Annotated in this window: 11 protein-coding genes; 7 read left to right on the top strand and 4 right to left on the bottom strand. The window is 58.9% G+C overall.

Translation table 11 applies throughout. The annotated features are described in order from the left end of the window. Nucleotides 1–5 precede the first annotated feature (5 nt). Nucleotides 6–227: an MbtH family protein gene (locus AC6I8X_RS02755; protein WP_313683824.1), complete on the top strand. Its 222-nt coding sequence runs from the start codon at nucleotides 6–8 to the stop codon at nucleotides 225–227. Continuing rightward, nucleotides 220–4,137, top strand: coding sequence for an enterobactin synthase subunit F (locus AC6I8X_RS02750; protein WP_497840528.1), 3,918 nt, complete (start codon nucleotides 220–222; stop codon nucleotides 4,135–4,137). Before AC6I8X_RS02755 ends, AC6I8X_RS02750 begins: the two co-directional genes overlap by 8 nt. Before the next feature lie 32 nt (nucleotides 4,138–4,169). On the opposite strand, the gene AC6I8X_RS02745 is transcribed toward AC6I8X_RS02750, so the two are convergent. From AC6I8X_RS02745 to fepD, 3 genes are read right to left on the bottom strand one after another with little or no spacing between them, the layout of a single operon-like run. Continuing rightward, nucleotides 4,170–4,964, bottom strand: a complete 795-nt coding sequence (locus AC6I8X_RS02745; RefSeq protein ID WP_497840527.1) for an ATP-binding cassette domain-containing protein — start codon at nucleotides 4,962–4,964, stop codon at nucleotides 4,170–4,172. Next, nucleotides 4,961–5,896 (bottom strand): iron-enterobactin ABC transporter permease, encoded by a 936-nt coding sequence (fepG, locus tag AC6I8X_RS02740; protein WP_497841012.1) that lies wholly within the window; start codon nucleotides 5,894–5,896, stop codon nucleotides 4,961–4,963. The genes AC6I8X_RS02745 and fepG overlap by 4 nt, the downstream gene beginning before the upstream one ends. A 32-nt stretch (nucleotides 5,897–5,928) precedes the next feature. Beyond that, nucleotides 5,929–6,885 (bottom strand): Fe(3+)-siderophore ABC transporter permease, encoded by a 957-nt coding sequence (fepD, locus tag AC6I8X_RS02735; RefSeq protein ID WP_313683828.1) that lies wholly within the window; start codon nucleotides 6,883–6,885, stop codon nucleotides 5,929–5,931. A 306-nt stretch (nucleotides 6,886–7,191) separates the two neighbouring features. Here fepD and entS point away from each other — a divergent pair, with 306 nt between their 5' ends. Continuing rightward, on the top strand, nucleotides 7,192–8,442 hold the full coding sequence (gene entS, locus AC6I8X_RS02730) for an enterobactin transporter EntS (RefSeq protein WP_497840526.1): 1,251 nt from the start codon (nucleotides 7,192–7,194) through the stop codon (nucleotides 8,440–8,442). Here the strand turns inward: entS and fepB are convergent. Beyond that, entirely contained in the window at nucleotides 8,437–9,402 is a 966-nt protein-coding gene (fepB, locus tag AC6I8X_RS02725) for a Fe2+-enterobactin ABC transporter substrate-binding protein (protein WP_313683829.1), read from the bottom strand. The genes entS and fepB overlap by 6 nt on opposite strands. A gap of 176 nt (nucleotides 9,403–9,578) precedes the next feature. On the opposite strand from fepB, the gene AC6I8X_RS02720 reads away from it, so the two are divergent. Genes AC6I8X_RS02720 through dhbA form a run of 4 tightly spaced genes read left to right on the top strand, consistent with a single transcriptional unit; the run spans nucleotide 9,579 to nucleotide 14,011 of the window. Next, nucleotides 9,579–10,757: an isochorismate synthase gene (locus AC6I8X_RS02720; protein ID WP_313683830.1), complete on the top strand. Its 1,179-nt coding sequence runs from the start codon at nucleotides 9,579–9,581 to the stop codon at nucleotides 10,755–10,757. A 10-nt stretch (nucleotides 10,758–10,767) separates the two neighbouring features. Next, the gene (locus AC6I8X_RS02715) at nucleotides 10,768–12,384 is read left to right on the top strand and encodes a (2,3-dihydroxybenzoyl)adenylate synthase (RefSeq protein WP_497840525.1); all 1,617 of its coding nucleotides are present in this window, start codon (nucleotides 10,768–10,770) and stop codon (nucleotides 12,382–12,384) included. A gap of 17 nt (nucleotides 12,385–12,401) precedes the next feature. Next, nucleotides 12,402–13,253 carry an isochorismatase family protein gene (locus AC6I8X_RS02710; protein WP_299457834.1) on the top strand — a complete coding sequence of 284 codons (852 nt, stop codon included), beginning with the start codon at nucleotides 12,402–12,404 and terminating at the stop codon, nucleotides 13,251–13,253. Continuing rightward, nucleotides 13,253–14,011: a 2,3-dihydro-2,3-dihydroxybenzoate dehydrogenase gene (dhbA, locus tag AC6I8X_RS02705; protein ID WP_313683833.1), complete on the top strand. Its 759-nt coding sequence runs from the start codon at nucleotides 13,253–13,255 to the stop codon at nucleotides 14,009–14,011. The genes AC6I8X_RS02710 and dhbA overlap by 1 nt, the downstream gene beginning before the upstream one ends. The last annotated feature ends 2 nt before the right edge of the window (nucleotides 14,012–14,013 follow it).

Below are 14,013 nucleotides of genomic sequence, written 5' to 3'. Positions count from 1 at the left end.
CCGACATGGAACATCGCAATCCCTTTGACGATCCGCAGCAGGATTGTCTGGTGCTGTGCAATCCGCAGCAACAATACAGTTTATGGCCCGCGTTCAGCGCCCTTCCCTCTGGCTGGCAAACGGTGTTTGGCCCACAGCCGCAACCCGCCTGCCTGAACTGGCTGGAACAGAACTGGCAGGATATCCGGCCGCTGACGCAGGACACCAACCGGAGCGACAATGTCTGAATCCCTGATGAACCGACACCTCACCGAACAGCAAACCCTGCCGCTGGTGGCGGCCCAGCCCGGCATCTGGATTGCCGATCAGCTGTCCCGCCATCACAACGCCTATGCGGTCGCGCACTTTATTGAATTGCAGGGTGATATCGATAGCGCCCTGCTGTGCAAAGCGATTATTGCGGGTATGCAGGAAGCAGATACGCTAAACATGGCATTTGGCGAGGTAGACGGTGAGGCACTGCAATGGCCGCAGGCGCAGAACTTTAGCCAGCCGCAGCTCATCGATTTGCGTGCAGAAGCCGACCCCGCCGCCAAAGCCCGCGCCCTGATGCGCGCCGATATGAACGGCGATTTGCGCGTGCTGAGCGGCGCACCGCTGTATCATCATTGCCTGTTCCGGCTGGGTGAGCAGCACTGGTTCTGGTATCAGCGTTATCACCATCTGGTGGTGGATGGGTTCAGTTTTACCGCCCTGACGCGCCGCATTGCCAATCTTTACAGCGCCTGGGCACAACAGCAGTCGCCGGAACCCACGCCCTTTATTCCCTTTAGCGAGGTGGTGGAAGAGTATCAGCGCTATCAGCAATCCACTTCCTTCACGCGTGACAGCCAGTTCTGGCGCGAAAAAGGTGCCAGCCTGCCTGCACCCGCCTCACTGTCGCCCCAGCCGCTGGCAGGACAAAGCGCCAGTACCGATTTGCTGCGTCACAGCCTGACGCTGGATCGCGCCACCTTCCAGCAGCTGGTGAGCCAGCATCCTCAGCATAGCGCCGCCGATCTTGCCTTCGCGCTGGTGGGGCTATGGCTGGCCCGCCTGAGCGGGCAAAACGATTTCTCCGCGGGTTTTATCTTTATGCGCCGTATCGGTTCGGCTGCGCTGTGCGCCACGGGTCCGGTGATTAACGTGCTACCGATGGCGATCCACTACGATCCGGCACAACCGCTGGCTACGCTGGCGAATCAGTTGGCCGGTGAAGTGAAAAAGATGCGCCGCCACCAGCGCTACGATGCCGAACAGGTGATGCGCGATCTCGGGCGTCTCGGTGATGGCGATCCGCTTTATGGCCCGGTGATCAACCTGAAGATGTTTGACTACCAGCTGGATTTCGCCGGTGTTGAAGGGATTACCCATCAGCTGGCATCCGGCCCGGTACGCGATCTGGAAATTGCCATCTACATCAGCGAACAGGGTGAACTGACGCTGGAGCTGCTGGCGAATGCAGCACGCTACAATCTGCCCACCCTGCAACGCCATAGCCGTCGTTTCGCCTTATTACTGGCGCAACTGGCGGCAGATCCGCAGCGCCCGTGCGGTGAGCTGGATCTGCTGACGGCTGAGGAACATCGCCAGCTGACTGATATCAATCACACCGCGCATCCGCTCCCGGCGGAAACGCTGGCATCGCTGCTGGCCCGGCAGGCCGCGCGCACCCCGGATGCCCCGGCACTGGCCGATGCGCAGCATCAGCTGAGCTATCGCCAGATGCAGCAGCAGGTCTTTGCGCTGGCGCAGCAGTTAAGTGCCGCTGGCGTACAACGTGGTGACATCGTGGCGGTGGCTTTGCCGCGTTCAGTGCAGCTCTCGCTGGCGCTACAGGCGATTGTTACACTGGGTGCCGCTTATCTGCCACTCGATACCGGTTATCCCGATGACCGTCTGCAATTGATGCTGGAAGACGCGGCACCCAAAACCCTGATGACCTCGGCCTCGCTCTCTGCGCGTTTTGCGGCCATTGCGCCGGTCAGCCAGTTGCATTTCGATACGCTCTCTCCGGAGCTGAATGCCCCTGCTCCCATCAGCGCGCCACAACCGCAGGACGGGGCTTATATCATCTATACCTCGGGTTCTACCGGGCGTCCCAAAGGGGTACTGGTCGGCCATGAAGCCATCGTCAACCGTCTGCTGTGGATGCAGGATCACTACCCGCTGCAAGCTGATGATGTGGTGCTTCAGAAAACCCCGAGCAGCTTTGACGTTTCGGTGTGGGAATTCTTCTGGCCGCTGCTGGTCGGCGCGCAGCTGGTGATGGCTCCGCCGGAAGCTCATCGCGATCCGGAAGCGCTGCAACAGTTGTTCGCACAACATAAGGTGACCACCACCCACTTTGTCCCCTCCATGCTCGCGGCCTTTGTGGCGGCCTTGCAGGACGATGCAGCTATCAGCAGCTGCGCCAGCCTGCGCCGCGTCTTCTGTAGCGGCGAAGCACTGCCGACCGACCTGTCACGCGAGTGGGAGCAGCTGACCCGGGTGCCGCTGCACAATTTATATGGCCCGACGGAAGCAGCGGTGGATGTCAGCTGGTATCCGGCATTTGGCGAAGCGCTGGCGGCGGTTGAAGGTGCCAGTGTGCCCATCGGCTATCCGGTGTGGAACACCGGTCTGCGTATTCTTGATACCCGCCTGCAACCGGTGCCGCCGGGTGTGGCAGGTGATCTCTATCTGACCGGTATTCAGCTGGCGCATGGCTATCTGGGACGTCCTGACCTCACTGCCAGCCGTTTTGTCGCCGATCCGGCGGGCAACGGGGAACGGATGTACCGCACCGGCGATGTCGCGCGCTGGCTGGACAATGGTGCAGTGGAATATCTTGGCCGCAGCGACGATCAGCTGAAAATTCGTGGTCAGCGCATCGAACTCAATGAAATCGATCATGTGCTGTGCGCGCAGCCTGGCATTGAGCAGGCTGTCACGCACGCAGTGGTGCTGGGTGGCGCTGCGGCGCAGGGCGATGCCCGCCAGCTGGTAGGTTATGTGATTGCCGATCATACGGTCGATGGCGAAGCGCTACGCCATGCGCTGGCGCAGCAATTGCCTGCCCATATGGTGCCGGTGTCGATTGTACAGCTGGAAGTCTTCCCACTCAGCAGCAATGGCAAGCTGGATCGCAAAGCCTTACCGCTGCCGCAGGCCGCCATGTGCAGCGCCGGACGCGCGCCTCATCCAGGGCTGGAAAGCCAGCTGGCAGCGGCATTTTGTCAGTTGCTGGCGTGCGACAGTATCAGCGCGCAGGATGATTTCTTTGCCCTTGGCGGCCATTCGCTGCTGGCGATGCGTCTTGCTGCACAGCTGCGTCGGGAGCTGCAACAGCCGGTATCCGTGGGTCAGATCATGGTTGCTTCCACCGTCGAAAAACTGGCTGCACTGCTGAGTGATGAACAATCTCACCAACAGGCCGGTTTTGAAGCGGTGCTGCCGCTGCGTCAGGGTAATGGACCCACGCTGTTCTGCTTCCACCCGGCCTCCGGTTTTGCCTGGCAGTTCAGCATCCTGCAACGCTATCTGGATCCACTCTGGTCGCTGATGGGTATTCAGTCACCGGATACCGATAGCCCGCTGAATCAAAGTGCGCGTCTGGATGAGGTTTGTGACGCCCATCTGCGTACCCTGCGCGAAGTGCAGCCGCACGGCCCTTATTACTTCATTGGCTATTCGCTGGGCGGCACCCTGGCGCAGGGTATTGCCGCACGGCTGACAGCTGCCGGAGAAGAGGTGGCGTTCCTTGGCCTGCTCGATACCTGGCCACCGGAGACGCAGAACTGGGATGAAAAACGCGGCGAGAACGTATTGGACCCGGCGGTGCTGGAAGAAGTGAACCGTGAGCGTGAGCAGTTTATTGCTGCGCAACGTCATCAGGCGGGTGAAGAGATGCAGGCGATGTTCGATACCATCGAAGCCAACTACGCCAGCTCGGTTCGCCTGCTGGCGACCGCCCGCAGCGCCCGCTTTACCGGACGCGCAACGCTGTTTCTTGCTGAGCAAACGCAGCAACCAGGGCAGGACGCGCGACGCGCCTGGGCACCGTATGTCGGTGAACTGGCGGTGTGGCCGATGGATTGTGCCCACGTTGATATCATTTCACCGCAGATGTTCGAGCAGATTGGCCCGTTGTTGCAACAGCTGCTGAGCGAACACTAATCCAGAATGTCGTGGCGCGATTTATCGCGCCACTATCGTCGTCCCAGCGGCACGATCATCGGCGTATGCGCCACCGGATCTTCCACAATCACGCAGCGCAAGCCATACACCTGCTCAATCAGCGCCGGGGTGACAATCTCTGCCGGTTTCCCTTCGGCAATAATCCGCCCATGACGCATCGCAATCAGGTGCGTGGCATAACGACAGGCATGATTCAGGTCATGCAGCACCACCACCAGCGAACGTCCATGCTGCTGATTAAGATCCTGCATCAACTCCAGCAGCTCAATTTGATGGGTGATGTCCAGCCAGGTGGTGGGTTCATCCAGCAGCAATAACGGCGTCTGCTGTGCCAGCACCATCGCAATCCACACCCGCTGACGCTGCCCGCCGGAGAGCGTATCCACCTGCAGCTCGGCCAGATCAGCCACGCCGGTCGCCAGCATCGCCTGCTGCACCGCCGCTTCATCTTCGGCACGCCAGCGGCCAAACAGCTGCTGATGCGGATAACGCCCGCGCGCCACCAGCTCAGTCACGCTGATCCCCGCCGGTGCGTTGGAACTTTGCGGCAGCAGGCCGAGACGGCGCGCCACTTCTTTCGTCGGATAACGATTGATGGCTTCACCATCGAGAAAAACCTGGCCTTTCAGGGGAGAATTGAGGCGGCTCAGGGTGCGCAGCAGGGTTGATTTGCCACAGGCATTGGGGCCAATAATCACCGTCAGCTCCCCTTCCGGGATCGCCACCGACAAATTTTCCGCCACCACTTTTTTGTCGTAGCCCAGTGTCAGCCCTTCGCCATAGAGACGTGAAGGAATTTCGGTCATTGGCGTCGCGCCTCCCGCACCAGTAAAGCAATCAGATAAAGTCCACCGAGGCTGACGGTAATCACGCCAACCGGCAATTGATAAGGCAGGAACAGATGCTGTGCGGCAAAATCTGCAGCGATCAATAGCAACGCACCACACAGCGCGGTCAGCGGCATGCCGCCGCCGAGACGACGGGCTATCTGCGGTGCCAGCAAGGCGATAAACGAAATCGGTCCGACCAGCGCGGTCGAGGCTGCGGTCAGCACCACACCAAGCAACATTAACCACAGGCGGCTGCGCTCCACCGGTACGCCAAGCGCACAGGCGGTGTCATCACCCATCTCCAGCAAACGCATCCGGCGTGCCAGCAGTGCCACCAGCAGCAGACTCAGCAATAACACGGCAATCACCGGCGGTGTCTTCGCCCAGGTGATGCCGTTGAGCGACCCGGCACTCCATAAACCGGCGCTGACCGCAGACTCGAGCGACGCGCTGATAATCAGCCAGCTGTTGAGCGCCATCAGTAAGGCACGCACGCTGATGCCGACAATAATCAAACGAAAGGTTTCTACGCCATTGCGCCAGGCAAACAGATACACCAGCGCTGCGGTGATAATGCCGCCCAGCAGCGCGGCAAGGGTTATCGCCGACGCATTTTGATTAAACAGCACCAGCGCGACCAGCACACCGCTATAGGCACCGGTGTTAAAACCCAGAATGTCCGGGCTGCCGAGCGGGTTACGCAGCAGCGACTGAAAAATCGCGCCACTGATACCGAGCGCCGCGCCAATCAGCAACGCCATCAGCACGCGCGGCAAGCGCCATTCCAGCAGAATCAGTTTCACATTGCTGGCGCCTTCGCCCCGCAACACCTGCCAGACCTGTTCACCGCTGATCGGCAGTGTGCCACGAGTCAGCGCCAGAAAAGCCAGCAGTCCGCATCCCAGCATCAGCCAGAGCGAATTCATCAGTGCGCGCCGCGTCATACCGCACCTCGCCCTAATTTGCGTCGTACCAGCACGATCAACATTGGCGCGCCGAGCATCGCGGTGACGATGGACACCCGCAGCTCACCAGGCACCAGCAGGCGACCGATAATATCTGCGGCTAATAACAGGATCGGCGTCAGCAGCGCAGTGGCGGGTAGCAACCAACGATGATCATTGCCCACCAGCCAGCGTGCCAGATGCGGCGTCATTAAACCGAGAAAAGCGATCGGCCCGACCGCTGCCGTTGCCGCGCCGCACAGCAGCGCTATCGCCAGCAGCCCAAGCAGTTGGGTACGCGCCACGCGGGTTCCCAACGCCGTCGCCATATCGCCCCCCATGCTCAGGCTGTTAAGCGCCTGCGACAGGCAAAAAGCCACCACGCTGCCCACCAGCACCGCCGGAAACAGGGTACGCAAAATGGTGAAATTGCGGATATCCAGCGAACCGCTGTGCCAGAAACGCAGATGATCGTAGATGTCAGGATTGAGCAGCGAAATCCCCGAGGTTAACCCTTCCAGCACCGCCCCCAGTGCCACCCCCGCCAGAGTCAGACGCACCGGGTTCACGCGTCCGCCACCTATCGCGCCGGTCATCGCCACCAGCAGCGAAGCCAGCAGCGCGCCGCCAAAGGCAAAACCGAGCCATGCGACCGGTGAATCAGCACCAAACAGCGCAATGCCCAGCACCACAGCAAAACCAGCCCCGGCGTTCACCCCCAGAATCCCCGGATCGGCCAGCGGGTTGCGCGTCAGGCTTTGCATCAACGCACCCGCCAGCCCCAGCGCAACGCCTGCCAGCAATCCGGCCAGCGTACGTGGCAGACGTGCATCGCGCACAATCACGCAATCCGCATCAGAACAGGTTGAGATAAGCGAATGATAAACATCGGAAAAAGAAATAGATTTTGCTCCCAGCATCAAACTGAGAGCAATAAGAAGCACCAGCAGCATCCCTGATCCTGCGAGTGCACGAGTCTGGTACATAGCGTTATGAACCTTCAACTTATACCCTTCATCCTTCAAACTGTAGGTGCGTTGGCTGCGCTCGCTCACCCCGGTCACTTACTTCAGTAAGCTCCCGAGGATTCACTCGTTTGCCGCCTTCCTACAGCTCGAATGATTTAGGTATATCAACGTCGTCGCGTGCGTAGCGTAAATATGATAATGATATTTGTTATCGTTATTACTCGTATTTGTCTATGTTATCATGACTCGCCTCACGGAAGATGAGGAAAATTGGTGCAAAAAGGCAAAGAAATGAACAAACCCTCCCACTTTATTGATCTCTCCCTGCTTAAATCCCACCCGGCGTTTCGCGCGGTGTTTATCGCCCGTTTTATCTCGATTGTCGCCCTCGGCATGCTGGCGGTGGCGGTACCGGTACAAATTCAGCAAATGACGGCGTCATCCTGGCTGGTCGGTCTGGGGGTGACCGTGGCGGCCTGCGGCATGTTTATCGGTTTGCTGACCGGGGGCGTGCTGGCCGACCGTTATGAGCGTAAGAAGCTGATTTTATTCGCCCGTTCTACCTGTGGCCTTGGCTTTGTCGGGCTGGCGATTAACGCTGCATTACCACAACCCTCACTGATGGCGGTGTATCTGCTGGGATTGTGGGATGGCTTCTTTGGTGCGATTGGCGTGACCGCGCTGCTGGCCGCGACGCCAGCGCTGGTCGGGCGCGAAAACCTGATGCAGGCCGGTGCCCTGACCATGCTGACCGTACGCTTCGGCTCGATTCTCTCCCCGGCGATTGCCGGTATGGTGATTGCCAGCGGCGGTGTGGTGTGGAACTTCGCGCTGGCAGCGGCGGGCACACTGCTGACCGTGCTGACTCTGCTCAAACTCCCGCCATTGCCGCTACCGCCGCAGCCGCGTGAGAACCCATTGAAATCACTCGCCGTTGGTGTGCAGTTCCTGTTTAGCACGCCGCTGGTGGGAATGGCGGCGCTGATCGGCGCGCTGGTGACGCTGGCCAGTGCCATCCGCGTGCTGTACCCGGCCCTGGCACCGCATTGGGAGGTCAGCGCTGATCGGCTGGGATTGATGTTTGCCGCGGTGCCACTCGGCGCGGCAGTAGGGGCATTAACCAGTGGCCGCCTGGCGCATGCCAGCCGTCCGGGGCTGCTGATTCTCAGCAGCGCGATTGCCGCTTTCGTTGCGCTGGGGCTGTTTGGCCTGATGCCATCATTCCCCCTCGCCCTGCTGTGTCTGGTGGCTTTTGGCTACTTCAGTTCGATTACCAGCCTGGTGCAGTACACCATGATCCAGGCGTTAACGCCGGATGTACTCCTTGGTCGTATCAACAGTCTGTGGACGGCACAGAATGTCACCGGCGATGCGCTGGGCGCGGCAATGATTGGCGCGATGGGGTCATGGCTGCTGCCACCGCAGGCCGCAACGATGTTTGGCTTCGCGGCGGCGGTGCTGGGTGTGCTGATGTGGTTTTTGATGGGGCGCTTACGCCATTATCAACCGCCAGCGGTCACGCTGGCGGAAGACGCATCATGATTTAACGAACAATTTTTCCAGACGCGCCAGCAAATTGCTGGCGCTGTAGTAATCAAGGCGGAAGGTATCCGCCCCCAACGCATACACCTGCTTATGCGTGACCGCCTCGTTTTGTGCCAGGAATGGATTGCTCAGTACCGATTGCGCGGTTTTATCATCGGCAGCAAATAGCAGAAAGCTGTGGCCAGTCAGGCCGCTGGCGACGGTTTCACCCGATAGCTGAATAATATCTTTGCGCTGCCCCATGCTGTGACTCTGCTGAATATTGGCCGGGGGCATCGCCAGCGTGAAACCGAGTTGCTGCAACAATTTGCCCTGGGCTGATTCTGCCGTCCACAGATTCACAGCACGCCCGTCGCCGTTCCATACCATGGCAGAAACTGGCTGCGGTGGCAGCGTGATGGCTTTTTTCAGTGCCGCTTCACGATCGTCAAAAGCCTTAATGCGCTGTGTCGCCTGCACTTCGTGGCCAGTGGCATCGCCAAGCAACGTCACTAAATCCTGCCAGCTTTTATCGTCGTAATTGATCACCAGGGTCGGAGCAATGGCAGACAGCTGGCTCACCAGTTTGATGGCGGAGTCATTACCGGTGGCGCTGACGATAATCAGATCCGGCGCTTCCGCCGCAACGGCTTCTGCACTGGGTTCACCGATATACAGACGCTTCACGCCACGCTGTTTCGCCACCTCGCCCCACTGACGGAAAAAACCTTGATCGTCGGAGAGGCGGCTGTTCGGTGCGGTAGCCCCCGAGGCGATGACCGGGGCATCAATCGCCAGCAGCGAACCGGTCAGCGTGAGGCTGGTCGAGACAATACGCTGCGGCGCTTTGCTGAGCGTGACGATGCCCTGCTCGGTTTGAATCTTGCGCGGCCAGCCCTGGTCAGCGCGCGCCATGCTGCTGAAAGCCTGCAAAATGAACAACAGGACAAACGTGCCCCATAATCCGCATTTATTCATAAGTTTTCATCCACCGTTTAGCTTAATTCGGCGTCCGGCATCAGCGCCGGAAAACGCCTAAAGATAAGGGAACTCCCGCGAATCGATTGACTCTTTCGCCCGTTCGACGTAGGTTACTGGGCCATAATAAAAATGATAATCATTCTTAATAATCTTATCATTTAAAGGTGGAAATTATGGTGGAATCGTCCACGTTTGAAAATGCCTGGCTGCAGGATTTTTCCGCACTTTGCCGCGGATTCCTGTTTACCTCTCCCTGGCAGAGTCTGGTGACGCAGGGCTGTTACACCACCCTGACTGAGTCAGTGCAGGATGCTGCCGATTTACAGGGCCATTTTCAGCAGCAGCTGCGTCAGCACTTTGCTGCGGCCAAAAAGCAAGGTATTGAGAAACCGATTCTGGTGGGTGCCATCCCGTTTGATGCCAGCCAGCCTGCAGCCTTGTTTATTCCTGAGTCTTATCAAAACTTTAACCGTGCCGAACTGCTGACCACGCTGCCCACCCAACCCGGTGCGCTGCCTGAGGTGCGTCGTCGTGCTGCCGTACCGGATCACGATGTTTTTCTCAACATGGTGGCCGAGGCTGTTGCCGCTACCCAACGGGGCGATCTCGACAAAGTGGTGCTGTCGCGCCTGATGGATATTGTCACGGAACAACCGGTGGATAGCGCTGCGCTGATGCAGCGGGTGATTGCGTTAAACCCCAACAGCTACCATTTCCATTTACCTTTGCCGCAAGGCGGCGTACTGCTCGGTGCCAGCCCGGAACTGATGCTGCGTAAGCACGGCCGTGACTTCAGTTCCTGCCCGCTCGCCGGTTCTGCGCGCCGGGATAATGATAGCCAGCGTGATCGTGCCGCAGGCGACACCCTGATGAACTCCAGTAAAGATCGGCACGAACATCAGCTGGTGACCGATGCGATGCGTAATACGCTGCAACCACGTAGTCGCCTGCTCTCGGTGCCAACAGTGCCATCGCTGATTACCACAGCAACCTTATGGCATCTCGCCACGCAGATAGATGGCGAGGTGCAGGACGAGCGCGAAAATGCCCTGTCGCTGGCCTGCCTGCTGCATCCAACCCCGGCGCTGAGTGGTTTCCCGCATCAGCGTGCTCAGCAACTGATTCAGGCGCTGGAGCCTTTTGATCGCCAGTTGTTCGGCGGCATTGTGGGCTGGTGCGATGAGGCAGGCAATGGCGAATGGGTGGTCACTATTCGCTGCGGCACGGTGCACGATACGCATGTGCGTCTGTTCGCCGGTGCAGGCATCGTTGCCGACTCACAACCCGAATCAGAATGGCGTGAAACCGGCGTGAAGCTGGATACCATGCTGCGCGCCTTTGGACTGCAATAAAGGAAAGACCATGAGTATTCCCTACAACCGCTGGCCGGATGACCTGGCCGCGCGTTACCGCGAGAAAGGCTACTGGCTCGATGTGCCGATGACCGACATCCTGGCGCGTCAGCAGCACAATGAGGCGATCGCGGTTATCGATGGTGATCGTCACATCAGCTATCGCGAAATGCATCGGCTGACTGACAACCTGGCAGCGGCGCTGCAACGCCGTGGCCTGAAAACTGGCGATACTGCGCTGGTGCAACTTGGCAACGTGGCTGATTTTTACCTGACGCTTTTTGCCCTGTTCAAAATCGGCGTGGCACCGGTCAATGCGCTGTTCAGCCATCAACGTACCGAACTGACCGCTTATGCCGCGCAGATTGAACCGGTGCTGCTGATTGCCGACCGCAGCCATCCGTTGTTTGCCGATGACAGCTTTATCGATACGCTGTGCCGCTCGCATCCGTCACTGCAACAGGTGATTCTGCGCAACGATCATCAGCCTGAAAACACCCTTGAGGCGCTGCTGACGGAAACCGCCGGTGACTTCACACCGACACCGAGCGCCGGGGATGAAGTGGCGTTCTTCCAGCTTTCGGGCGGCAGTACCGGCACGCCAAAACTGATCCCACGCACCCACAATGATTACTATTACAGCATTCGCGGCAGCGTTGAGATTTGCGCCGTGACTGAGCACACCCGTTATCTGGTGGCGCTGCCCGCTGCACATAACTTCCCGATGAGCTCACCAGGTGCGCTTGGCGTCTTTTATGCCGGAGGCCAGGTGGTACTGGCTGCCGATCCCAGCGCCACGCTGTGCTTTCCGCTGATCGAAAAACACCAAATCACCGACACCGGCCTGGTGCCGCCAGCGGTCAGCCTGTGGTTGCAGGCGATTCAGGAATGGGGCAGCAATAAACAGCTGGCCTCGCTCGAACGTATGCAGGTGGGCGGAGCCAAGCTGGGTGAAACCCTCGCCGCGCGGATTCAACAGGAAATCGGTTGCAGGCTGCAACAGGTGTTCGGCATGGCTGAAGGCCTGGTGAATTACACCCGCTTCGACGATGACGAAAAAACCATCCTCACCACCCAGGGACGCCCGATTTCTGACGACGATGAAGTCTGGGTAGCCGACGCCGAGGGCAACGCCCTGCCGAGCGGTGAAGTGGGCCGTCTGATGACACGCGGACCTTATACCTTCCGTGGCTACTACCGCAGTCCGGAGCACAACGCTGCCAGCTTTGATGCCGATGGATTTTACTGTTCCGGCGATCTGATTGAGATCAACCCACAGGGTTACATCACCGTGCAGGGCCGCGAGAAAGATCAGATCAATCGTGGCGGCGAGAAGATCGCGGCAGAAGAGATCGAAAACCTGCTGCAACGTCACCCGGATGTCATCCACGCCGCGCTGGTGTCGATGAACGATGAGCTAATGGGTGAAAAAAGCTGCGCCTTTATTGTCGCCAGCCAGCCGATTAAACCAGTGGTGCTGCGTCGCCATCTGCGCGAACTGGGCGTTGCCGAGTTCAAATTACCCGACCGTATTACCTGCGTAGACGCCCTGCCGCTGACCCCGGTTGGCAAGGTGGATAAAAAACGTTTGCGCCAACAGCTTGCCGACCAACAAGCGCAAGCCTGACCTGTTCCGGAGATTGTATGGCTATTCCAAAATTGACCTCTTATCCGCTGCCGACCGCCACCGAGTTGCCTGCCAACAAGGTGAAGTGGAGCCTGGAGCCGCAACGCGCGGCGCTGCTGATTCACGATATGCAGGCCTATTTCCTTAACTTTTGGGGCGAAAACAGCCCACTGGTGAATCAGATCGTCGAAAACATTGCGCGTCTGCGTGCGTACTGCAAAGCGCAAGGCATTCCGGTGTTCTACACCGCGCAGCCGAATGAGCAGAGCGATGCGGACCGCGCTCTGCTCAACGATATGTGGGGACCGGGCCTGAACAAACATCCCGATCAACAGAAGATCGTCGATGCGCTGGCCCCGGATCAGGATGATCAGGTACTGACCAAATGGCGCTATAGCGCATTCCATCGGTCGCCGCTGGAGTCGATCCTGCAGGAGATGGGCCGCGATCAGTTGATCATCACTGGCGTGTACGCCCACATCGGCTGCCTGACCACCGCTACCGATGCCTTTATGCGCAATATCCAGCCATTTATGGTGGCCGATGCGCTGGCTGACTTCACCCGTGAAGAACATATGATGGCGCTGACCTATACCGCAGGCCGCAGTGGCAAAGTGGTGATGACGGCTGATCTGATGCCACTGCCGCTCTCCAAAGATGAACTGCGCGCGCTGATTCTGCCGCTGCTGGAAGATGATGATGTGCCGGAAGATGATGAAAATCTGATTGATTATGGTCTTGATTCGGTACGCGTGATGGCACTGGCCGCTCGCTGGCGCCAGGTGCATAGCGATATTGATTTCGTCAGCCTGGCGAAAAACCCCAGCATTGATGGCTGGTGGGCGCTGCTGTCACGGGAGCGCGCGTAATGAGTCTGCCTTTCGATTTTCGCGGGAAAATTGTCTGGGTCACCGGTGCCGGTAAAGGTATCGGCTACCATACCGCCCTCGCCTTCCATCAGGCGGGGGCGCAGGTCGTCGGTTTCGATCTGCGTTTTGATCAGGCGGATTATCCCTTCTCCTGCCAGGTCATGAACGTGGCTGATGCCGCCGAGGTAAAAACCGTGTGCCAGCGGCTACTGGCCGAGCAGCCGCGTCTTGATGTGCTGGTAAACGGTGCCGGGATCCTGCGCATCGGCAGCACCGAAGAACTGGCGTTTGAGGACTGGCAGGCGTGCCTGGCCGTCAATGCAGGCGGGGCATTCAATATGTTCCAGCAAACGCTGCCGGTATTCCGTCAGCAACGTGCTGGCGCCATCGTCACTATCGCCTCCAATGCCGCCCATGCGCCGCGCCTCGGCATGTCCGCCTATGGCGCATCAAAAGCCGCACTACGTAGCCTGTGCCTGACGGTCGGACTGGAGATGGCACCGCTCGGCGTACGCTGCAATATCGTTTCACCCGGTTCTACCGATACCGATATGCAGCGCAGCCTGTGGCATACGCCGGAAGCGGAACAGGAAATGATCAACGGCTTCCAGGATCAATACAAACTGGGGATCCCATTGCGCAAGATCGCACAACCACAAGAGATCGCGGCCAATATTTTGTTTCTCGCATCTGATCTTGCCAGCCATGTGGTGCTGCAGGATATTGTGGTCGATGGTGGCGCAACATTGGGAGCCTGATG

This window comes from Pantoea sp. X-Soil-TKNS-1280, from assembly GCF_059730475.1.
Note: the sequence above shows the minus strand (reverse complement) of the source record. Positions and strands in the feature narration are given on the sequence as shown.